The sequence below is a fragment of the Neobacillus paridis genome (assembly GCF_016765675.1).
GTDB lineage: Bacteria > Bacillota > Bacilli > Bacillales > Cytobacillaceae > Neobacillus > Neobacillus paridis.
Window position 1 is genome coordinate 175,981 of the sequence record NZ_JAESWB010000181.1, and the last position, 22,029, is coordinate 198,009.

A 22,029-nucleotide genomic window follows, 5' to 3' on the forward strand; every position below is an offset into this window, starting at 1 on the left:
TCATTTCCTGACTTTATAATAAATGGCCGTTTCAAAAACAATCACAAATCATCAAATATCATCATCCAGAATTGATAAATTCAAAGTTTTGCCACATTTTTAAAACACACATATTCAGGAAAATATATGGACAATTGGATAAAACTGTTTTCCGTTTCAAACGGTTTTTTTTTGCACAAATTTCCCCTATAATTAAAGTTTAGAGCGTTTCAAAACGTAACTAAACACGATTCTTTTTAAAATATATCTGCTGGTTTTCACTGGTTATCTGCATTTTTTCACCAGATATCTGCAATTTTTTGGAGGACAATAAGATGATTCATATACTTATCAGGTACTTGGGAATTAAAACGAAGCTGCTACATGAGATCGTCAACGTGATTGAAGAACTCACCCCGCCGGACAAGGCGGTTCTTGATTTATTCGCCGGTTCGAATGTCGTTGGACAGGCCTTAAAGGAAAAATTCATTGTTTACACGAATGATATCCAGGAATACAGCTATATAACCGCCAAAGCGCTAATTGAATATACGAGTATGAACGACCTGAACAGTCTCAATGACGACATCATTTTTACCAGCGAATTCTATCACGATAATAAACAGACGCTTCTAGAAATCTTTCAAACTCCGATTCAGTATGAACGGGAATTACTAGGAAGGCTGCATCAATACAATGATGCGGATTTCAATGATTTTATTGAGCTGTATAACCATTCTCCGTTTTACACCGATTACCAAAACAAGCATGCTTCATTTGCTGATTGTTTAAGCTATTTTACCGAAGCGCATATTGAAAAATATCAAACAAAGGCAGTTGTTTTTCCTTATATTCTATTTAGTACCTATTACGGCAATCCGTATTTCAGTTTGGAGCAGTGTATCGAAATCGACAGTATTCGCTATGCGATTGACCGGCTTTATGAAACGGGAAAAATTACCGCAAAGCAAAAAGATATTTATCTTTCGGCATTACTGTATGTACTCCACAATATTGTTTGCAGCGTCGGTGACCATTTCGCCCAGCCGCAAATCATTCAGGAAGCCACAGACCGCTCGCGGTTGAAGATTAACCTGCGGGAAAGGAAAAAAATTATCGGTAAAAAACGTTTGCTCGTGCAAACATTATTTAATGAGAAAATTACCGAAATCAAAATGTTTTTAACAAATGGCCGGATTGAAAATAAAGCGTTCAACGAAGACTATGCAGAGCTTCTCTCGGATAAAAACGCGCAAATTTTGGCCGAGATCGGCACCGTCTATATCGATCCACCTTATACGAACGCGCATTATTCGCGGTTTTATCACATTCCCGAAACACTGGTAAAATATGACTATCCTGATATCCAATTTAACGGACGTTATCGCACGGACCGCTATCAATCCAATTTTTGCATTAAAACGAAGGCGTATGAAGAATTCGACCAGATGCTGCAAAAATGCAGCTTTTATCGGTTAAATTGTGTGATCAGTTACTCCAATACGTCCCAGTGTATCCTGGAAATTGACGATATCATCGGAATTTGTCAAAAGCATTATCAACACGTCAACATCAACCAAGTGGATCATATGTACCGCAACTTTGGCCAAAAACCAAATAGGGTTACGGCGAAGGAATTTATTATATCCTGTCAAATATAGGTGGTTTTCATGAACAAATATATGGGAAACAAGGATCGGGTCCTTGATTCTATTTATAAGGAAATAGTTGAATTTACCGGCGGCGATTTTCAGACCCTTTTCGATGCCTTTGCCGGTACCAATAACGTCGGAAAATTTTTCAAACAAAAGGGTTATCGGATTATCGCTAATGATATTAATGATGTTTCCTTTGTATTGGGAAAAGCCTATATCGAAAATAATCAGTACCCGGCGTTTAAAGGATTGTTCAGTGATGTGAACGATGATTTTTACAGCTGCCGGCGGTTGAAGCAAGCCGTGGATTCCGCTGATTTCACCAGTTTGATGAATAAGCTTGTGGCCTTAAACAGCCAAGTTTTTCACCCGGAACATTTAACCGAAGACTATGATCGGATTGTGATGGTGTTAACCTATTTATCGTTTCTTGCCGATCGACGCGACTATTCCTCTGATGATGGGGCGGACTTCACGATAACCGAAGAGAATTTTATTTTTCGCAATTACTGTGAAGAGGGCGCCAATTCTGAGTATGTCAATCTTGTCACCTGGAAAAGCCTTAAGGCACAGGCAACTGCACTAAAAAAGCTAATTGCAAAGCTTGAGGCCGCGGGACCGGAAGAAAAGGCAAAAATCGAAAAAACCGTTGATGAAGTCACCGCCTATTTTGAATCGTTCGGGGAAAAGCCGTTTGCGATGGCTAAGTTTACCAATGGATTATCATTAATCGGCAGCTTATGCGAAAGTGAAATCGTGCAGCAAGACGCCTATGTGCATGCCAAGCTTGTCGGGATCTATGAAAAATTATTGAAGTTGAAAAACCGCAATAACCATATTGGCCGAAGGATGTTTTTCACAAAGGAACATGGTGAACGGATCGACCTGATTTTAAATATCATTCTGTATTGGTTCCGGAATCGGATTATTTCCGAACAGGAATACTATTATTTGCTTTGTTCTCTGCTGGAGTCGGTTGCCTTGTTTTCAAATACGAGTGCCACCTACCAGGCCTTTTACAAGACTTATCGGCCAAATACGCTGCAGGAATTTCGCTTGGTGATTCCGGAGGTGATTACAAGTGACAGAGAGCATCTTGTCTATCAGCAGGATACCTTCAATTTGATTGGAGAGATCGATGCTGCTTCCAGCGTCCTGTATCTTGACCCGCCATACAATTGGCGGCTGTATGATTCAAACTATCATCTATTAAATCTGATTGCTAAGTATCATACGATTCCTGATTTAACCGAATACGAAAAAGGAATTATTGGGGCGTCGGGGGAGTACCGCCTTGGGAAAGAGTATGATTATACCAATTATAATCGCCGGAGTACGTTCGAGGAGCTGTTATTCCAATTGGTGATGAAATCAAACTCAGACTATATTGCCATCAGCTATTCCAATAGTGAAAGCAATCATAATCGCGAGGCGATTGAAGACAGCATTCAAGTCATCAGTGACTTTTTTCAAAATCCAGCCCATTTCAGCGAGTTCAAGGTCGTCAATCTCAACCAAATTTACAACTTTGAAAGCCGGAAAAACCAGAAAAAGACACCGATCACTGAATTGCTTTTCCTTGCCAAGAAAAACAACTAAAAAAATGGTCAGGCACCTCGTTACGGCGCCTGACATTTTTATACAAAAGGAATCCCCGTCCCGATGGAAATGCTATGCAGAATTTCATTAAATTCCGGTTCGCTGAGTTCGTGGTAGAGAAATTCAGTTAAATCATGGATGGTGGCAGCTCCTGCGGCGGGCTTTTCCATTAGCCAATCCGGGTATAGATCCTTATCAACGGGAATATGATCGACAAATTCCTTCAGCAAATGATTAATATCCGTTTCTTGCTGCTGCAGCAGTTTTAATTGAAATGATTTAACGGTTTCTCTTAATAAAAAGCTTAAATAAAAGTAACGGGCCTCTTCCTTTAAGGCACTATATTGGAAGTTGCTGATTCTTTGGGCGATGGGTGAAGAAGTTCCGTCACTCAAAACATCATTAATAAAATCGGTAATATCCTCTTTTTTGGTTAATGATGTAAAATAGGCCTCATACAATTCCCTGTCCCCATATAGAATAATCGAAGTCAGCAGGGGATTGGTTGAAAAAACTTCCTTGGCATCAAACCCCGTCCGATGTTCAATATTTTTAACATACTTGGTTAGCCGAAATTTATGGGAGTAGGGCAATTTGCTAAAGATATCATGGAATCTAGCCATAATATAGGGCTGCTGACTGCCCGCTGACTTCAAATCACTTTCCCGCACTTTCAATAACAAAAGCCAGGTAAGAATATAAACATTCGGGCATTTTTTGTTATGAAAATAATCAATCGCCTTTTTGACAATATCACTTCTCGTCACATATTCCTGTTCAGTCTGGTGGTAGGGATTTTTAAATTTCACTTTATCTAAATGCTTATTTTTCTGTTTATCGGCCTCCACCGCTGCTGTTTTAGCATAGACATCCTCAATGTAGTTTAAGTAGGTGGAAAGCGTTTTGATATTGGTTGTAAAAATAAATGTCCGCTGGCCTTCCTCCACGGATGCCGACTTAAATCGTTTGATCCGCTCGGCATCGGCCTTCAGTCGATTGTATTCGGCAAACACAAAACTAGTCATTCTTGATCACCATCCAGATACATACTGAAACCATTTAGATAGCCGCTATCAATATTCGTTAAATTGCCCTCGGTTAATTGCAGGGACATCACCTTGATGCGAACATCATCCTTGTAATCCTTATGATAAAAATCCCGTTCGCCATATTGGTCAGGATTATGGGCCACTAAAATCGCTTTGAACTCGTCGTGGAATAAATTTTTAAAATTATCCCAAACATAGACTAAATGCGTAATTTCCGGCTTGATTGAGACAAAATCTGCTTCGATATCCCAGCTGCGATTTTTCGCGTCAATCAGGATGGGCGTGCCCAAGATCGCCGGCGGATTTTGCTGATCAGCCGGATCGATTCTGATGACGACGATATCCGGTATGGCATCGAGTGACCTTTCTCTCCCAGCCTGATCGACATAGGCCCATTTGATATCGGCATGTTGGATAAACCGTTTGCGATTCTGGAACCACACCTGATACGTTTCATGATCAGTATAGATTTCGACGGCCGGCAGGTTTTCCTTTCTCGCCTTAAATAACGGGTAAAATTTCAGCCCAGAGGCCTTTTTCACCCTATCGCCCAAAAACAAGGCGACCTTGTAAAACAGCCAAATTTCAAATAATCGATCATCAAATTTCTCATTAAACATCCGAAAGTCAATTTTATTGATCGGAAGCTTCGCCAGCCCTTTTAATGACAGCAAACTTTCATATAATTGGATCAGTTCATTGTAAATCGGATTGATGATTTTCCTGTTTCTGTAGCGCTTCCTCACTTTATGCTTCAACCTGATATAGGTATCTTTATGAGAAAAACTGACCTTATACCGTTGTTTTAGGACGAGCTGAAACTGGCGCAGCGTCTTTCCTAAGCTGATCGTCTCTTTAATGACAGCCGTTTCCTGATGAACATCGATTTGTTTTAAGCTGAATTCGATTAAGTGAAGTAAATTGGCGATAATCTTGGCAGTTATTTGGTATTCCGGCACCTGAAAGGTGGTCTGCATTTTTTTCAAAGGGTATTGTTTCTCGGGGTTCTTCACCAATTTGTTCAGCTGGATATACCTGTCGATATCCAGCTCGCCGCTCGATAAATCTTCTGCAAAAAAATGCACTTCCCGGCGATGCTGCCTCAGACTCTTGATGATTTTGTGGATCAGCTTGTTCGTCTTTTCCAAGTTTGCCACCAGGCATAATAAAAATAAGGAATAGTAAAACGCCTTATTCTCGTCGTCCGCTTCATCCGTTAGTAGACTTTTGGTGATATCGTCATAGTCCGTTTGATAATCACCCGCAGAGAAAAACGAGGCGACAAGATGTTGGGTTTCTTCAAAGATATTTCGTCTCGGGAAATAGTTCAGCTTATCTAACATTTTGCTTAACCCCAAAATTATATACTTTCAATTCTCTGTAGTTCGATGAAACTGTGCGGGTACCTATTTACGATCATTTTCACTTCGTCCAGCTTATCCGGTTCTTCCACTAACGCTTCACAGGCGGGAATCACCGTCATGCAGAGGGCCGCATCGATAACCTCAGTGAAAATGGCGGCCAGCAGATTGGCAAACTGCTGCTTTTTATCTTGATCGGTTATATTGTCCAATAATTGGCGATAGGTAGTATCGTTTTTCAGCAGCTTTTCCGACTCATCGGGATCGATCCCCAATAAGGAAATTTCACTGCTCATTAAGCCCCGTCGTATTTTAAAATAATGAAAGGCAATTTTATAGGCATCAATCAGGAATGATGTTCCGAGCGGAAGGTACACTCTAATATCATTAATGATTTGATTTAGTTTTGCCAGTACTTCTTCCTCAAAGTACTGGATCGATTCGTAGTCCGGGACTTCAATCAATTCCTCCGGCAGCTCGACATCCTGTAACGGACCTTTCTTGCTGGTAAGCAAATTAATGATTAAGGCATTTTCCTTCTGCCGATCTTCCGGCGGACCGATAAAAATCCATTTAAATCTCCTCGTTAAGGCTTCGGAAAGCTCGGATGTGAAGGTGCGGTCATACTTATTCATGCTGCAAATCATTCGAAAGCGATTCGGGATGATGATTTCATGAAGATATTGATTGAACCCTTTTTGGTAGGCTAGTTTTAACACTTTATTTTCCGAACCCAATGCCGTAAATAACGGTCCCAAGCAGGCATCCATATCCGTGCGGTTAAACTCATCAATGACGGTAAAGGTGGTGATATAATCCTCCGTCAGCAACATTTTCTGATAACAATCGATAATCCCATCGGTAATGACACCATTCGTGGGCACAATCAGTTCCTGATATCCTCCATCAGGCTTCTTTGCATATTGGATGTTCCGCCCGCCGATTACTTTTCCAACATTCCAGTCACTGCTTGCCGTGTTCATATCAGGGTAGGCTCGATACAGCAATTTCGGAATGATCTCTGAGAGCGTTGTCTTTCCTGTCCCCGGTGGGCCATAAAGAATGATATGAAACCCGGCATTTAACGCTGATATGAAACTAAGTAAACTAAAGTGATCGATTTCGATGTAGTCCTGTATTTTCTTAAATAAATCTGCCGGATTGTCATACAACCATTTATTGACCAATAATTTATTTTCCGCCAGTGCGTTTAATTCCTCTTTCGTGATCTCATTGATCGCATCGATCATTGTAAAACCTCCTCAAAAAACGGAAAACTGCTTACTCAATAATTGATTATACGTCAAATCCAGTCACTGGCAAAATTTACTTGCGGATAACCCTCGTTTACTTGCGCATAGCGCCATTTATCTTATGGATGCGACAACTTTACTTGCGCCCACAATCAATATACCTGCCGTATGCCGCCATTCCCTTAATTGTCGACAAATTCATATTCCGGCGGTTTCACCCTAAATCCTTTGGTGATCCACAGTAGAACTACAAACCCGATGACCAGCCAGGAAAATCCAAAAATAATCGCCAGCCGATCAAGGCTGAACCATAAATAAATCGTGAAGGCCAGGCCAATCAACGGGAACAGCCCATACCCAATAAAGCGTTTCCAACCTAACGTCGATTTATTTTTTAAATAATAAACAATAACGGACAGATTCACGAACGTAAATGCGGTAAAGGCGCCGAAATTAATCAGCGACGTAGCCGTAACAAGGTTTAAAAATAAGGCACTCAGCGCCAAAATGCCGATAAAGATAATATTATATACAGGTGTCTGCCTTTCTTTATGAATATAGCCAAACCATTTATTTGGCAGAACGCCATCCCGGCCCATGGCATACATCAAGCGTGAGGCACTTGTCTGCGCTGCTAAACCGGATGCAATTACCGACGTAAGGGCGCCGCTGGTAAAAATAGATTGAAACATGATGCCACCGATATGCTTGGCAATTTCCGGGGAGGCTCCGTTAATATTGCTCAATAGCGAAACATCCGGGTATAGATTTTGCATAAAAAAGGTGACCGTTATAAAAAAGATGCCGCCGATTAAGGCAATCAGAAAGATCGCCCGCGGAATCGTTTTCGTCGGGTTAATCGCTTCTTCAGCTAACGTGGTAACGGCATCAAAACCAAGAAACGATAACGCCAGAATGGAAGCACCGGAGAATAACAGGCGCAAGCTGATATCCTGGGAATAGAAAGGATTTACGGTAAAGCTGCCGCTACCTTCACCGCTTATAATGGCCCGGGCGGTTAAAATGATAAAAAGAACAGCGACCAAAAATTGAAAAATAACAAATAAGGTATTGGCCGAAACGGCTACTTTAATCCCGGCAATATTCATAACGGTAATGATGAACACAAAACTGACAATCCAAACCCAGACGGGAATATGGGGAAAACTTGCGGATAAATAAATCCCGGATAACAGGGCATTAATCATCGGTAAAAATAAATAATCTAACAAGGCCGACCAGCCAACGAGAAATCCCAGCTCCGAACTGATCGTTTTTTTTGCATACGTATAGGCAGAACCTGCTTCAGGAAATAGCTGCGCCATTTTCCCGTAGCTTAGTGCCGTGAATAATATTGCAATAGTTATTAAGACATACGAGGCAGGAACATGTCCATGTGTCTCAGCTGATACTACTCCAAAAGTATCGAAAACGGCAAAGGGTGACATATAGGCAAGGCCCAGAAATACAATCGCCATCATCCCCAATGACCGTTTCAATGTTCCCTGTGAAGAATTCAAGCTAATTCCTCCTTACTCAACATGGAAAAATGAATATTTCCTATTTAACTTCATTGTAGAATATTTTTCTTATAAAATATTTGTATTAATTGTGTCTTTATTTTGTAAAAATCCCCAATAAAAAAACCATACTATGGAGGTAATTTCCAAAGTCTGGTTTTAGCAAAAAGAACGGGTATAGCAGAAAAATGAATTTTGTGGGCATATAGAAGGCCGCTTTCTGTCCTCTAAAGCAGAAATACGGATTTTGAAGCCGCTTTCTCACCTTATAATTTCCTTCTGAATACCGAAAAATCAAATATAGCCGGATGAAAGTATTCCTGCGACAAAAGGACGGGCACATTGCTGGCTGTATAGCCCACTTCGTCCAAAAAGAGAAGGGCACGGCCGATCTCCACCTGAAAAATTTCAGCCAGTTTGGCATTAGCATTTACTGGTTTGACGTGGGACAGATCCGATTCAATTTGTTCCGAACACTTCTCCTTCATAAAATCAAAAATCGATCTCTCAAAATCTTGAACCTCATATGATACCTGGATAATTCGAAGCGGCAGCATATCCGTAATGTGAACCGCAGGCAAGCCGTCAGCATTGATGACACTTTCGACCTGAAGAATTTCTTCACCGGGGTCCACCTTTAGCCGGGCAGCAATATTTTCATCGGCGGATATTTTTTCAAAATGAATATTTCCAACCGAAGGCTTGTATCCTTTTTGAGCCAAAACCTCGAGTATCTCCTGATCGATATCAAGGCGGGCTCCTGCCTCCAGCACATGGGTATTAATAATCGTACCGATTCCTCGGCGGCGGCTGATAAAGCCCTTTGATTCCAAGTCGGCCAGAACATCTCTAATGACGGTTCTGCTTACCCCCAAGATTACAGCCAGTTCTGCTTCAGGGGGAAGCCGGTTTAGATTCTGCGAAGCGGAATGTTTGATGAGCTGCATGATAGCCCGCTTTACCTTTTGAAATAGCTGTTCATTGTCAACCTTGAAGAATATTTCTTTTTCCAATTTCATCAACCCTTTTATGATAGAGGTGTCCCCGGTTGCTTTTAAATCAAGCGCAGATATTATCTGCCACAGGTCAAAATCAAAGTAAACTTACCAATTCATCATATTAAAATTTATTTTCTGTTTCAAGCGTCATAACAAGAAATATTCTTCCCAATGAATAAACAAACAGCTTTAAAAAACCCCGATACGCCGTCAGTTGATCCGGATTTTTTAAAGCTGGAAGCTGTCGGTGTCAGGCACTATGGTGCGGTGCCTGACACCATTTATAGCAGCCTCGAACCTATCCACCTAAGACTTAGGAAAGAACTAATTCCTTATCTGTTTTAAAGGCTGCCTGTAATGCTTGTTCCAATTCAAATTTTGCTTCTGTTTCTTTTTCAACATCTTGTTTGCTCAAACCTAAGAAGTAAACAAGTAATCCTCGCATAGCTGTCAGTCTGTTTTCAGCTTCGTCAAATACTATTGAAAAATCAGAATCGATAACTTCATCGGTTACTTCCTCATTGCGAGTAGCAGGCAGGCAGTGCATGAATTTAGCACCTGGGTTTGCTTTTTTCATTAGATCCATGGTTACTTGATATTTTGGATAGAAGATTGACATTCTTTCTTCTTCTGATAATTCCGCTTCATATAGGCCATACCATACATCTGTATAAACAAAGTCGGCATCTTTCAGTGCTTCATCGGCATCTTCAGTGATTAAGAAGCTGCCGCCTGATACTTTGCAGTTTTCTTCCATAATCTTAATATGGTTTTCTCTTAATTGGAAACCTTTTGGTCCAAATTGGGCAAAACGCATTCCCATTTTCGTTGTAATAAAGCCAAGGGAAGCACAAACTTGTGTAGCATCGCCAACAAAGACAACCTTGCAGTCTTCTAACTTTTTGCCTTCCGGAAGATGCTCAATCATGGTGATAATGTCGCCCATTTCTTGGGTTGGGTGGTTATAGTCGGACATCCCGTTGATGACCGGAATCGTAGCATGTGTTGCTAAATCGACGACAGATTTATGTCTTTCAACACGGGCCATTAGGATATCTACTAATCTGGAAAGCACTCGGCTTGTATCTTCAATCGTTTCATGGCCGCCAAGTTGGATTTGACCTGGTGCTAAATATTGAGCATGGCCGCCAAGCTGTTCCATTGCTGTTTCAAACGATACACGTGTTCTAGTTGATGATTGTTGGAAAATCATCCCTAATGTTTTATTTTTCAGAAGCTGTGGATAATAGCCGGCTTTAATACATTTTTTAAGTGCAAGTGATAGATTAGCAATGTTCATTAATTCTTCCTTGGTAAAATCGTTCGTATCGATAAAGTCTTTTGCTGTCATGGTTTATTCCTCCTAAGTTTCAAAAACTATTTTTCTATTAGTAACGTATTTATAAGGATTTATGATTACAAAATCAGCCTACATTAGCTGTGATTAATGTTCCGGTGGAGCCTTTCATTGCCAGCGAGGCTTTTTCCAAAGAAGCAATCACGGCTTTTTTATTTTTGCCGCTTTGGGCAAATTGGATCGCTGCCTGCACTTTTGGCAACATACTTCCCGGAGCAAATTGTCCTTCTTCACAATATTTGATTGCTTCTTCAATTGTAAGCTGTGCCAGCTCTGTTTGATCTGGTTTGCCCCAGTTGATCGCCACTCTGTCAACCGCCGTTAAGATAAAGAGATAATCAGCGTCGACAAGCTCAGCTAATTTTGCCGAAGCAAAATCTTTATCAATAACAGCTGATACTCCTTGGTAATCGCCGTTTTCGTCCTTAATGACCGGTATACCACCTCCTCCACAGGCAATGACGATAAATTCCTGGTCAAGCAGGTTGACAATCGAATCACGTTCGACAATATCAATTGGTTTTGGCGATGGTACCATCTTGCGCCAGCCTCTGCCGGCATCTTCGGCATATACCTCGCCAGGATGGCTTTCCATTAAAGCCTTGGCAGTCTCCTCATCATAATAACTGCCGATTGGCTTGGTTGGATTGGCAAAAGCCGGGTCGTCTTGATCAACGACTACCTGTGTCACAATCGTTTCAACATGCCATGGCATCCCTTGTTTTCTCAGTTCTTTCTTAATCCCATTTTGCAAATGGAAGCCGATATATCCTTGACTCATGGCCGTACATTCTGGAAGATCCATTGGAGCCACTTTGCCGTCCAGCTGTGAAGATTTCTCAAAAGCTAGTTGGATCATGCCCACCTGCGGGCCGTTGCCATGGCTCACAATGATTTCATGCCCATCTTTTATCAGATTGACCAGTGCATGGGCAGCATCATCGATGGCCCGTTTTTGCTCCGAAGGTGAATTTCCTAGTGCATTTCCACCGAGTGCAATAACAATTCTTGACATTCAGTTTTTACCTCTCTCTACTTCAATATAGCTTTTGGGAGTTCACATCCCATTTCATTTTCGAAATGGGACGTGAGACATCATTTATTATGCCAAAACCAATTCTTTCTCTTTCTTCACTCCTGCTGGGATTCCTGAAGGCTGCTGCTGGGTAATGCAGTGGATGTTGCCGCCGCCAAGCAGGATTTCACGCGCATAAACACCTACTACTTTATGTTCAGGATAGATTTCTCGAAACAATTCCAAGGCTTTCTCATCATTTGGATCGCCGAATAATGGAACGATAACGCCGCCGTTGGCCGTGTAATAGTTAGCATAAGAGGCTGCTAAGCGGTCGCCTTCAACACGCGGCAGGGTCCCGTCTACACTGTCTACCCCTTCGCTTTCTTCCTTAGTAATTAACACAGGAGATGGAACATACAATTTATGAACGATTAACTTGCGGCCTTTGGCGTCCGTTGTATTGGTTAAAATGTCATAACATTCTTTAGAAATTTCATATTGCGGGTCGTCTTTATCATCGGTCCACGCTAATACGACTTCTCCAGGGCGCACAAAATTACAGATATTATCAACATGGCCATTGGTCTCATCGAGATAAATCCCACGTTTCAGCCAAATTACTTTTTCCAGATTTAAATACTCTTTTAACGTATCTTCGATTTCTTGCTTCGTTAAATGAGGGTTACGTCCCGGGCTAAGCAGGCATTCTTCCGTGGTAATTAATGTGCCTTCGCCGTCAACATGGATCGAGCCACCCTCAAGGACAAAGTTATTTAAGCGATAACGGTCTATCCCTTCAATATCACAAACCTTTTCGGCTATGCGGTCATCCTCGTCCCAAGGAAAGTAAAGTCCATCAACAAATCCGCCCCAAGAGTTAAAGGCCCAGTCAACACCGCGGACATCGCCGGTTTCATCATTGACGACAAAGGTTGGTCCTACATCACGCATCCAAGAGTCGTTGGATGCCATTTCGACAACCCGGATATTTTCAGGAAGCATATGGCGGGCATTGACATATTGTTCCTTGCTGACGCACATGGTTACTGGCTCAAATTGGGCAATCGCCTTCGCCACTTCAACGAAAGCATGTTGTGCCGGTTTTGCGCCATAGCGCCAGTTATCAGGTCTCTCCGGCCAAATCATCCAACAGCCGTCATGATGCTCAAATTCACCAGGCATGCGATATCCATCTTTTTTTGGTGTGCTAAGCAATGTTCTCATCGTGTCCAACTCCTTGTTTATTTTTTTGTTTTATACTGTGATTTACAATTAATTCCCCGACAATGATGGAAATGATGGTGCCAATCATCAGAGGAAGTTTGAACATAATCTCGTCTTTACTTGCATTCAATGGTACGACGGTGAAAACAACCGAAACTATCAATAATACAAGCGGTACATAAGTAATGATCTTTAACATCGGGCCATTTGCTTTGACTTTGAAAGGACGTTCCCGATCAGGATCGATTTTCCGCAGTTTTAAGAATGAAGGGAACATCAAAATATAAGATGCCAGCAGTGTAACCAGGTTAAGGGCAAAGAAGCTCCAGAAAATATCCTCCAGTCCTAACTGGGTCATCAGAGGTGCAATTAAGACCAGCACCGATGCCACGATACCATTGACAATCGGAGCGCCAATAGGCATCTCAGTCTTTTCGTTTTTCCATTTAAAAATCTTCGGAAAACAGTTGTTTTCACTGGCATATAGGGCAACATAGTTGACCCCGTAAGCCCAGGAAATTAAGTTCGCCGCTAAGGTAAACAGGAACATCAAGCCGACAATTGTTACAAACCAGCCGCCTTTTGCACCAAGTAAAATCGTGAAGCTGTCGATTAAGCCGCTATCGGTTGTCAGTTTGTCAAATGGAATGGCAACCCCAACTCCGAATGCTGCCAAAATATAGAATACTGCAATCATTAAGCCGCCCAAGACCAGTGCTTTCGGTATATCCTTCTGCGGATCATTCATTTCACTTGACATTGCTGCGACTACTTCAAATCCGAGGAAGTTAAAGATAATAACCGAAATAAATGAAAGGCTGTTTATATCAAGTGAAGGCAACAGTGTTTTTGCGTTAAACGTATTAGCTACACCTTGTGTTACGGCGAAATAAATGCCGATTCCGCCCAGACTGATCATGATGAATACTTTGAATAATGCCGCTAAGTTCAAGATCCATTTGCTGTCACTGACGCGGAATAAACTGATAACGGTTACACCCCAAATAAATACCAATGAAATCATAATGGAACTGACTGTTCCGAATTCATAACCGCTAATTTGCGTAATGATGGTTGGAAATAATACGGCCAGTGATCCCATCCAGAGCGGATAGTTGATCCAATAATACCAGGCAACCCGGCCGCCATTCCTCGGGCCATATGCTCGTTTCACCCAATCAAAGATACCGCCTTCGTCATTGTAGGCCGTACCAAGCTCTGCCGAAACTAAACCATATGGTAAAAAGAAACCGAGTAACAGCAACGCCCACCAGAAAAATTGTGACGGCCCAATGGATGCGGCCGGTGCAACAGATTCAGCTACTAGAACAATTGTTACTGCAATCAGGACCGAGTCAAATAAACGAAGCTTTTTTTTATTTTCCATCGTTTTTACTCCTTATGCATTGGCTGACAAAATATCAAGCTATTAAATATCCGTTCCATTTAATCTTCTCCTTTCGTCAACCAAGCTAAATTTATTCCTTCAACATTCCTGCAGTAATGTTTACACCCTTATCTTAGTGCGGAATCAAGCACTTGGAAATAGATTTTGGGGCTTTAGAATCAAGGGCTCAATCCTTTAAAAAAGTTTCAATTGACGAAACAAATTCCCGTAAATCAGCGGGTTTTACCCCCATGTCAAAAACATGTTTCAAACCATGAAACATGTTTCATCGATCCAGGATGCAGCTAGTCATCTCGACAATCTTAAGGCAATAAAAAAAGGCCTCAAACTATGAAGTCATAATTTGAGACCTTTTTAAAAATACTTTTTTTCTATATTAACAGGGCTTCACCCAATTCCTCATTTAAACTGATATTGGAGATATGCTTGCTGGTTTCCTTATTCTCGGCAATTTCCTCCATATATTTATAGGCAAGTAATTCAATAATCGCAATCATTGAAATACGGGAAGTCATGTCAATGCCGCCAACCTGGATACAATCAGCAAACACATATAAATTAATATGGCTCATATTTTGGACAGGGTTATTATTTGCCGATGTAATCGAGACAACGGTGGCTTTTGATTTTATATTTAATAGTTCAATTTCCCTGATCAATTCCTTATCTTCTCCGCCGTATGTCAAGAAAAACACGAGGTCTGTGTTACGGATGCCGTTTAGAAGCATTTGCCGGAAGTAGTGATCCTCAGGGAAAATAACTTCAAACCCAAAGCCGGAAAAAACATACTCAAAATAATGGGCTACACTTTTGTTTAACCCCCGAGCCATCACGATCAATCTAGGCTTCTCCTTCAAAAGCTGAATAATTTTATCGACTTTGTCATTATCCAGTACACGGACAGATTCATAGATATTTTTTAAGTATTCTATTCGATAATCTTCCTGTGGCACCACAAAAGGGTTATGACTTTCCTTCATGTCCGTATCGGTATATTTAAGGATGGCAATAAATTCGCTGTATCCGGAAAAGCCGATTTTTCTGAGGAAACGTATGATCGTTGCCGGAGATACATAGCATTTGGCAGCCAACTCACGAATGGTGCTCCCCCGTACCTCTTCCATATTCCGAATGATATATTTATACAAATCCTTCTCACTTAAATTTAATGAATGAATATGTTTCGCTGTAATTTCAAAAAAATCCATATTGCAGACCTCCAATATTCTGCGATTACAGTTTAAATATGTAAGCGATTGTATTTTTATTATACCACTTAGTAATACTTATTACATATTACTCTATTAAAATTTTATGACAAAATTAGCAACATTCCAAATTCCAATAACCCCTTACTAAATTTATCAGTAAAACACAATCCGGCCTGTTTCATTTTCACCACCGTGCCGACACCAACCGCCAGGATTATCTTGCTAATTTATATGGCTGATTCCGGTTTCGCTGCAATTTTCGCAAATGAAAATATCCTATTGTTGTGGTCACCAATGCCCCCAAAGCATCAACAATAATATCTTCCATTGTGTCAGCAAGCGCCTCATGACCAAAAAGAATCGTTCCATCGGCGGTAATAAATTTTTGCATATTTGTCCCTAACAGGCTGTCAGCGACAAATTCGTAAATCTCCCAGACCGCCCCGCTGGCGAGAGCAAAGCAAAAGGAAAATAAGGCAACAAAAAAAGGACTTAACTCAATGTTAAGCTTATCCGTTTCATTAAAGAAATTTACCAGGACAAATCCCAATGCCCCTAACATAACAGCACTGAAGCAATGGAGAATCAAGTCCCAATAGGGAATTCTAAAATAAAAATTACGGACTTCCCCAAGATAAATCGCACAAAATAAAAAAATAAAGTAGATAATTTCCATTATGTCTGGTATATCAATATGAAACCGCCGCTCCACCCTTGAAGGAAGAAAGATCACGATACAGCCGAAAATACATTGTAAAATCATCAATACATAATCACTCTTCACTCTTTCAAACTTATGTTGGGCAGGGCCTGATGGGGTGATGAAAAACATAAAAATGGCGTAAATCACTGACATGATCAGTAAACTCAGTACAATACGAAATACCCAGGTTTTCCTTTTCGGATATTTTTTACTTTCCTCGATCAATTCTTCTCCTCCTCTTTATCCTAAACAGTTTCCTGTTATGACCATTCTCATTTCTTAACTTCAAGCAGGGTAGCAGGCTCTTCATTCCTATTATATCGATTACAACTATAAGCGGGGAAAGATTTGTGTAGTCCGCCGATTATTAAAATTAGTGTGATTTTTAACATAATTAGGTTGATTATCTCTTTTAACCTGTTCTATTCTCAGTTATGCACTTGTACAGAAAAACTTTGTCCATAAAGGTGTATTCTTTTACAAAGTGGATAAACTATGTAACAATTAGTATCTAATTAAAATTATTATTACTTTTCGGTTGACAAATTAAATCGTAAGTTTATAATAATTAATATAAATTAAAAATAATTATAGATAACTTAATCCAATCATTATTGGACAAGCTATCTATGATTTAAAAATATCAAATCTAGGAGGAATTTCATTATGTCCCTTATTGGAAAAGAAGTACAACCATTCACAGCACAAGCCTACAAAAACGGTGAGTTCATCGAAGTAACAGAAGCTGATTTCAAAGGTCATTGGAGTGTCGTTTGCTTCTACCCGGCAGACTTTACTTTCGTTTGCCCAACTGAACTGGAAGACCTTCAAGAGCAATATCCAAAACTTCAAGAACTTGGCGTGGAAGTATTCTCTGTTTCAACAGATACTCATTTCACACATAAAGCATGGCATGATACATCAGATGCTATCGGCAAAATTACTTATGCGATGATTGGTGACCCTGCACATGTCCTTTCCAACCACTTTGAGGTATTAAGAGACGGGGAAGGCGTTGCTGACCGCGGTACATTTATCATCGACCCAGACGGTGTCATCCAAGCTGTTGAAATTAATGCAGACGGTATTGGCCGTGATGCCAGCCAATTGATTGACAAAATTAAAGCAGCACAATATGTACGCAACAACCCAGGTGAAGTTTGCCCGGCAAAATGGAAAGAAGGAGCGAAAACCCTTAAGCCAAGCCTTGATCTTGTAGGTAAAATTTAAGGAGTGCATTCCATGATATTAGATGCAGAAATTAAAGCACAGCTTGAACAGTATCTTCAATTAATGGAAAACGATATCGTGCTGAAGGTCAGTGCTGGCTCTGACGAATTATCAAAAGACATGTTAACTCTTGTTGATGAGCTGGCAACGATGTCGCCAAAAATTAAAATAGAGCATGCAACATTAGAGAGAACACCAAGTTTTAGCGTAAACCGTATTGGCGAGGATACCGGGGTCATTTTTTCCGGTATTCCGCTTGGACATGAGTTCACTTCCTTAGTGCTGGCTTTGCTGCAGGTAAGCGGCAGAGCTCCAAAGGTTGATCAGAAGCTAATCGATCAGGTAAAAAGCTTGCAAGGCGAATATCAGTTTGAAACATTCGTCAGCCTAACTTGCCATAACTGTCCTGATGTGGTTCAGGCGCTCAACATCATGAGCGTCCTCAATCCTGGTGTAACGCACACAATGATCGACGGTGCAGCCTTTAAAGAAGAGGCAGAAGCGAGAGGCATCATGGCGGTACCAACTGTTTTCCTTAATGGAGAAGAGTTTGGCAGCGGCCGGATGTCACTGGAGGAAATTCTCGCTAAGTTGGGTAGCACAGTTGATGCCTCCGAGCTTTCTAACAAGGAACCTTTTGATGTCTTGGTGGTCGGCGGTGGTCCAGCTGGTGCCAGTGCCGCGATTTATGCAGCACGTAAAGGCATCCGTACAGGTGTTGTCGCGGAACGCTTTGGCGGCCAAATTTTGGATACACTCGGAATTGAGAATTTTATTGGAACAAAATATACAGAGGGTCCGAAACTGGCTGCAAGCCTTGAGGAGCACGTGAAAGAATACAATGTTGATATTATCAATTCGCAGCGTGCCAAACGCATAGAAAAGAAAGACCTGATTGAAGTTGAATTGGAAAGCGGTGCTGTCTTAAAAAGCAAAACCGTCATCCTATCAACAGGTGCCCGCTGGCGTAATGTGAACGTGCCCGGCGAAGCCGAGTTTAAAAACAAAGGCGTTGCCTACTGCCCACACTGCGACGGTCCGTTATTTGAAGGCAAAGATGTTGCAGTTATTGGCGGCGGTAACTCCGGAATTGAAGCGGCGATTGATCTCGCCGGTATCGCCAAGCACGTCACAGTGATTGAATTTGCTCCAGAGCTGAAGGCAGATTCTGTCCTGCAGGATCGTCTGTTCAGCCTGCCAAACGTAACGGTCGTCAAGAACGCACAAACTAAGGAAATTACCGGAACTGATAAAGTGAACGGGATTACCTATGTTGACCGAGCTACTGGCGAAGAACATCATATTGAATTGCAGGGTGTATTCGTTCAAATCGGCCTCGTACCAAATACCGAGTGGCTCGAAGGAACGGTTGAACGTAACCGCATTGGTGAAATTATTGTTGATAAGCGCGGTGCTACAAGCCTCCCTGGCGTATTTGCTGCAGGGGATTGTACCGACAGTGCCTATAATCAAATTATTATTTCAATGGGATCAGGCGCAACGGCCGCTTTAGGTGCCTTTGACTATCTCATTCGTAATTAATCTATTAATTTAAGAAAAGCGCAAGCACCTTCGGAACAAGCACAGCTTGTTCCTGTGAAACTTATTCTCTCAGTAGCTTTCCTTAGTGGCCAGCTCCGACAAACAAATGTTATTTTACCCTAAAGGTTCGCTTTTTGACTTTTTGGGTAAAAGGTTATTTGACCTCGAGCTGCTTAAGGCTATCGCTTTGCGCAAGATACTCAAGGAAGACTAATCGGGGATGAAAACTAGCTAGGCGCTAAAGCTGGATCCTAGAACAAAGGGGAAAAATAATAGGGGTAATTGGAGAGCAGGTACGGTCTGCTCTCCTTTTTGGTATATCTGCAATTTTTTAAATATATCTGCAGATTTTGCGAAGTTATCTGCGATTTATATGAAGTTATCTGCGATTTTAAAATAAAACTGCAATTTTATATCCTGAAGGAATCTATCAGCGTTGGAATACCTATGGGAGAGAAGACAATATATTGTCCAATCTGTTTGACGGATTAAGTATTTCTGCAGAAGAACTGTTTTCTTATTAAAAACAGGAGCCAAAAAGGAAATAAGCTGATCTTATCAATTTGATCAGCTTTTTCGTTAAGGATTTTAACAGATGTTTTAAACCAAAACCGAGAAACTCATAATGCCCCGTTCAGTTTCTCATAAATTTTTAACAATTGCTCTAGCTCTTGCTTCGTCAACTTTTGAAAAAGATTTTCCCTAAGGGCAACGCCTTCCTTATTGGCTTTATGTACCATGGCTATGCCTTTATCGGAAATGTCCAAATAGATTATGCGCCGATCGGACTCGTCCAGGACTCGTACGGCTAAATTTCTCTTCACAAGTTTTTCCGACAGGTGGGTTAAGGTAGGTGGGGTTAATCCTAAAGACTTGGCAATATCAGAAGGCCGGCTTTTTCCATTTTCCAGCAGATGGGTGAGAACAAGAATATGGGAGATTCCGAGGTCTTCATTGAACTGTTTATTCCATTGAATGATTAGATTATCGGTCACCTTATCCATAAAATGAATAAGCTCAAAAATTGTTTGTTCCTTCATCTAACTATTTCCCTACTTTCTATAATATAGGCCCCTAATCTAGTTAAGGGCCTATATTAAGCACCCATTATTGCGCTGAGAATCCGCCGTCAATTACAATTTCGGCACCGTTGATGTAGGATGATTCATCAGATGCCAAGAATAGGGCCGCATTAGCAATATCCTCCGGCTTGCCTAATCGCTGCAGCGGTGTTGCTTGGATTAACTGACCGAGAAGTTCCTTTGATGTACTTAAAGCTTTTGTCATTGGGGTTTCAATGATTCCCGGGAACAGTGCATTCACACGCACTCCCTGCCAGCCAAAAGTAGTTGCAGCAGCTTTTGAAATCGCCCGTACCGCTCCTTTCGATGCTGAATAATGATTATATCCCTGACCGATTTGTGCGGTATAAGAAGAAATATTGATGATTGAGCCTTGCTTTTGCGCCGCCATATACGGTGCCACATGTTTCATGCCAGCAAAGGGACCAAAACCATTAATCGCCAGCATTTTCTGCCAATCATCCAAATTGATCTCCTGGAATGGTTTTTCCGACGCAATCCCGGCATTGTTAACCAAGATATCAATTTTTCCAAAACGGTCGTTTACTTCCTTCGCTAATACCTGCCATTCTTCATCGGAAGCGACATTTAATTTCATCCCATAAACATTTTTCTTTTGATTAGCCTTTTCCAGAGCTGCCTCATTAATATCTGCAGCAATCACAATCGCACCCTCACTGCTAAATAAATCAACCATGCATTCCCCAATACCGGAAGCTCCGCCAGTAATAATCGCTACTTTCCCCTTCAGTCTCATTCGTATTTCTCCCTTCCCCTTATTAAGATATCTAATTATTTAACATCTAAATATTAACAAATAATTATACGTTTTTCAACTTTGAGAACTTGTTAATATAGACTAAGATTACACAAAAAACAACGGGGTCCAAAACTATAATCCCGCTGTTTTTTGTAATGTAAGGTTCCAGTTAATTAGTAAAAAAAGTGCGATACGTCAATTAAACATGGCTATCTAGCAGTAAAAAGGTGCTATCCGTCAGTTATACATGGTTATTTGACAGTAAAAAAAGCCTCATCCGACAGTAAATTCACTATCAGATACCAAGGTCATAGGCGCGATAAGTAAACCGGAAGCGGCTGGTCCAAAACCAGTTCATCCTCTTTCACAATCGCGTCATAGGCCAAAATCTGCACACCCTCGCTTGCTGCCTGGAATAAGGCAGCCGTGAAAGCGGGATCCATTTCCCGGTTTGGGGAAAACGCATGGCAGCCTTTCATTTGTACGACAAACAGAATCGCCCCTGTATATCCCTCATGAACTGCCTTTGCCAATTCTAATACGTGTTTTGCCCCTCTTGAGGTTGGGGCATCCGGAAACAACGCAACTCCATTTTTCTCTAGCGTTACACCTTTTACTTCAATAAATCCTTTTTCATTTTGCTTTTCAAAATAAAGATCAAATCGGGAAGCGCCAAAGGTCACTTCTCTTTTAAGCGAGTTAACGCAACCTATTTCCTGTATTTTTCCCGCTTCTAGAGCCTCAAAGGCGGTCTGATTGGGAGCTTGAGAATCAACGTTTACCCAGCCGCCGTTTTTCGCTGCTGCAATCAGCGAGAATCTTGTTTTCCTATTGGGATTGTCACTCTCCTCCAAGAGGACCTCAACATTATGTTGCAGTAGTTCTTTTAAGCGCCGGTATTTTTGATATGAACCGTTTCTCTTACTCCGCTTATAAATACCTCGGCGATAAACCGGTTTATACGCTTGTCCAGCCGTCCATGGACTATTTTTCGATATTTCATGTCTTCACTTCCGTACGTTGCTTTATTGGGCTTCGTCAGAGATGCTATCATTTTTATGTTACTCATATGCAGCCTAT

General features: G+C 41.2%; 18 protein-coding genes and 1 pseudogene. 4 read left to right on the top strand and 15 right to left on the bottom strand.

Translation table 11 applies throughout. From position 1 onward, the window contains the following. The first annotated feature begins 314 nt into the window (after positions 1-314). Positions 315-1,640 (top strand): DNA adenine methylase, encoded by a 1,326-nt coding sequence (locus JK635_RS13845; protein WP_202654552.1) that lies wholly within the window; start codon positions 315-317, stop codon positions 1,638-1,640. A 9-nt stretch (positions 1,641-1,649) separates the two neighbouring features. After that, positions 1,650-3,233 (top strand): DNA adenine methylase, encoded by a 1,584-nt coding sequence (locus tag JK635_RS13850; RefSeq protein ID WP_202654553.1) that lies wholly within the window; start codon positions 1,650-1,652, stop codon positions 3,231-3,233. A gap of 38 nt (positions 3,234-3,271) precedes the next feature. On the opposite strand, the gene JK635_RS13855 is transcribed toward JK635_RS13850, so the two are convergent. From JK635_RS13855 to JK635_RS13905, 11 genes are all read right to left on the bottom strand, one after another. After that, positions 3,272-4,258 (bottom strand): hypothetical protein, encoded by a 987-nt coding sequence (locus JK635_RS13855; protein WP_202654554.1) that lies wholly within the window; start codon positions 4,256-4,258, stop codon positions 3,272-3,274. Continuing rightward, positions 4,255-5,625: a hypothetical protein gene (locus JK635_RS13860; RefSeq protein WP_202654555.1), complete on the bottom strand. Its 1,371-nt coding sequence runs from the start codon at positions 5,623-5,625 to the stop codon at positions 4,255-4,257. The genes JK635_RS13855 and JK635_RS13860 overlap by 4 nt, the downstream gene beginning before the upstream one ends. A gap of 17 nt (positions 5,626-5,642) precedes the next feature. After that, entirely contained in the window at positions 5,643-6,893 is a 1,251-nt protein-coding gene (locus JK635_RS13865) for an AAA family ATPase (protein WP_202654556.1), read from the bottom strand. A gap of 185 nt (positions 6,894-7,078) precedes the next feature. Beyond that, entirely contained in the window at positions 7,079-8,377 is a 1,299-nt protein-coding gene (locus tag JK635_RS13870; protein ID WP_202654655.1) for an APC family permease, read from the bottom strand. 305 nt (positions 8,378-8,682) lie between these two features. Then, on the bottom strand, positions 8,683-9,429 hold the full coding sequence (locus JK635_RS13875; RefSeq protein WP_202654557.1) for a GntR family transcriptional regulator: 747 nt from the start codon (positions 9,427-9,429) through the stop codon (positions 8,683-8,685). Between the two features lie 298 nt (positions 9,430-9,727). Continuing rightward, positions 9,728-10,765, bottom strand: coding sequence for a putrescine carbamoyltransferase (ptcA, locus tag JK635_RS13880; RefSeq protein ID WP_202654558.1), 1,038 nt, complete (start codon positions 10,763-10,765; stop codon positions 9,728-9,730). A gap of 73 nt (positions 10,766-10,838) precedes the next feature. After that, positions 10,839-11,786 (bottom strand): carbamate kinase, encoded by a 948-nt coding sequence (arcC, locus tag JK635_RS13885; protein ID WP_202654559.1) that lies wholly within the window; start codon positions 11,784-11,786, stop codon positions 10,839-10,841. Positions 11,787-11,873: 87 nt separating this feature from the next. Then, complete coding sequence (gene aguA / locus JK635_RS13890) at positions 11,874-13,013, bottom strand: agmatine deiminase (RefSeq protein WP_202654560.1); 1,140 nt, start codon at positions 13,011-13,013, stop codon at positions 11,874-11,876. Next, positions 12,997-14,400: an APC family permease gene (locus JK635_RS13895; protein ID WP_202654561.1), complete on the bottom strand. Its 1,404-nt coding sequence runs from the start codon at positions 14,398-14,400 to the stop codon at positions 12,997-12,999. The genes aguA and JK635_RS13895 overlap by 17 nt, the downstream gene beginning before the upstream one ends. A 392-nt stretch (positions 14,401-14,792) precedes the next feature. Continuing rightward, a complete protein-coding gene (locus JK635_RS13900) occupies positions 14,793-15,629 on the bottom strand; it encodes a MurR/RpiR family transcriptional regulator (protein ID WP_202654562.1) in 837 nt (278 codons plus the stop codon). Between the two features lie 217 nt (positions 15,630-15,846). Further along, entirely contained in the window at positions 15,847-16,560 is a 714-nt protein-coding gene (locus JK635_RS13905; protein ID WP_202654563.1) for a DUF2238 domain-containing protein, read from the bottom strand. Between the two features lie 441 nt (positions 16,561-17,001). Here JK635_RS13905 and ahpC point away from each other — a divergent pair, with 441 nt between their 5' ends. Both ahpC and ahpF read left to right on the top strand, forming a co-directional pair. Then, positions 17,002-17,565: an alkyl hydroperoxide reductase subunit C gene (ahpC, locus tag JK635_RS13910; protein WP_202654564.1), complete on the top strand. Its 564-nt coding sequence runs from the start codon at positions 17,002-17,004 to the stop codon at positions 17,563-17,565. A 12-nt stretch (positions 17,566-17,577) separates the two neighbouring features. Then, positions 17,578-19,107 (top strand): alkyl hydroperoxide reductase subunit F, encoded by a 1,530-nt coding sequence (ahpF, locus tag JK635_RS13915; RefSeq protein WP_202654565.1) that lies wholly within the window; start codon positions 17,578-17,580, stop codon positions 19,105-19,107. A gap of 620 nt (positions 19,108-19,727) precedes the next feature. Here ahpF and JK635_RS13920 read toward each other — a convergent pair. From JK635_RS13920 to JK635_RS24300, 4 genes and pseudogenes are all read right to left on the bottom strand, one after another. After that, positions 19,728-20,147: a MarR family winged helix-turn-helix transcriptional regulator gene (locus tag JK635_RS13920; protein WP_202654566.1), complete on the bottom strand. Its 420-nt coding sequence runs from the start codon at positions 20,145-20,147 to the stop codon at positions 19,728-19,730. A 67-nt stretch (positions 20,148-20,214) separates the two neighbouring features. Continuing rightward, on the bottom strand, positions 20,215-20,946 hold the full coding sequence (locus JK635_RS13925) for an SDR family NAD(P)-dependent oxidoreductase (protein WP_202654567.1): 732 nt from the start codon (positions 20,944-20,946) through the stop codon (positions 20,215-20,217). A 311-nt stretch (positions 20,947-21,257) separates the two neighbouring features. Next, the gene (sfsA, locus tag JK635_RS13930; RefSeq protein ID WP_235888114.1) at positions 21,258-21,803 is read right to left on the bottom strand and encodes a DNA/RNA nuclease SfsA; all 546 of its coding nucleotides are present in this window, start codon (positions 21,801-21,803) and stop codon (positions 21,258-21,260) included. Continuing rightward, positions 21,783-22,018 (bottom strand): annotated as a pseudogene (locus JK635_RS24300) (hypothetical protein); the annotation flags it as partial. The pseudogene JK635_RS24300 and the gene sfsA, both read right to left, overlap by 21 nt. Between the last annotated feature and the right edge of the window lie 11 nt (positions 22,019-22,029).

Coding starts and splice junctions, on each gene's coding strand:
- JK635_RS13845 (WP_202654552.1), top strand. CDS start 315: ATGATTCATATACTTATCAGGTACTTGGGAATTAAAACGAAGCTGCTA.
- JK635_RS13850 (WP_202654553.1), top strand. CDS start 1,650: ATGAACAAATATATGGGAAACAAGGATCGGGTCCTTGATTCTATTTAT.
- JK635_RS13855 (WP_202654554.1), bottom strand. CDS start 4,258: ATGACTAGTTTTGTGTTTGCCGAATACAATCGACTGAAGGCCGATGCC.
- JK635_RS13860 (WP_202654555.1), bottom strand. CDS start 5,625: ATGTTAGATAAGCTGAACTATTTCCCGAGACGAAATATCTTTGAAGAA.
- JK635_RS13865 (WP_202654556.1), bottom strand. CDS start 6,893: ATGATCGATGCGATCAATGAGATCACGAAAGAGGAATTAAACGCACTG.
- JK635_RS13870 (WP_202654655.1), bottom strand. CDS start 8,377: ATGATGGCGATTGTATTTCTGGGCCTTGCCTATATGTCACCCTTTGCC.
- ptcA (WP_202654558.1), bottom strand. CDS start 10,765: ATGACAGCAAAAGACTTTATCGATACGAACGATTTTACCAAGGAAGAA.
- arcC (WP_202654559.1), bottom strand. CDS start 11,786: ATGTCAAGAATTGTTATTGCACTCGGTGGAAATGCACTAGGAAATTCA.
- aguA (WP_202654560.1), bottom strand. CDS start 13,013: ATGAGAACATTGCTTAGCACACCAAAAAAAGATGGATATCGCATGCCT.
- JK635_RS13895 (WP_202654561.1), bottom strand. CDS start 14,400: ATGGAAAATAAAAAAAAGCTTCGTTTATTTGACTCGGTCCTGATTGCA.
- JK635_RS13900 (WP_202654562.1), bottom strand. CDS start 15,629: ATGGATTTTTTTGAAATTACAGCGAAACATATTCATTCATTAAATTTA.
- ahpC (WP_202654564.1), top strand. CDS start 17,002: ATGTCCCTTATTGGAAAAGAAGTACAACCATTCACAGCACAAGCCTAC.
- ahpF (WP_202654565.1), top strand. CDS start 17,578: ATGATATTAGATGCAGAAATTAAAGCACAGCTTGAACAGTATCTTCAA.
- JK635_RS13920 (WP_202654566.1), bottom strand. CDS start 20,147: ATGAAGGAACAAACAATTTTTGAGCTTATTCATTTTATGGATAAGGTG.
- JK635_RS13925 (WP_202654567.1), bottom strand. CDS start 20,946: ATGAGACTGAAGGGGAAAGTAGCGATTATTACTGGCGGAGCTTCCGGT.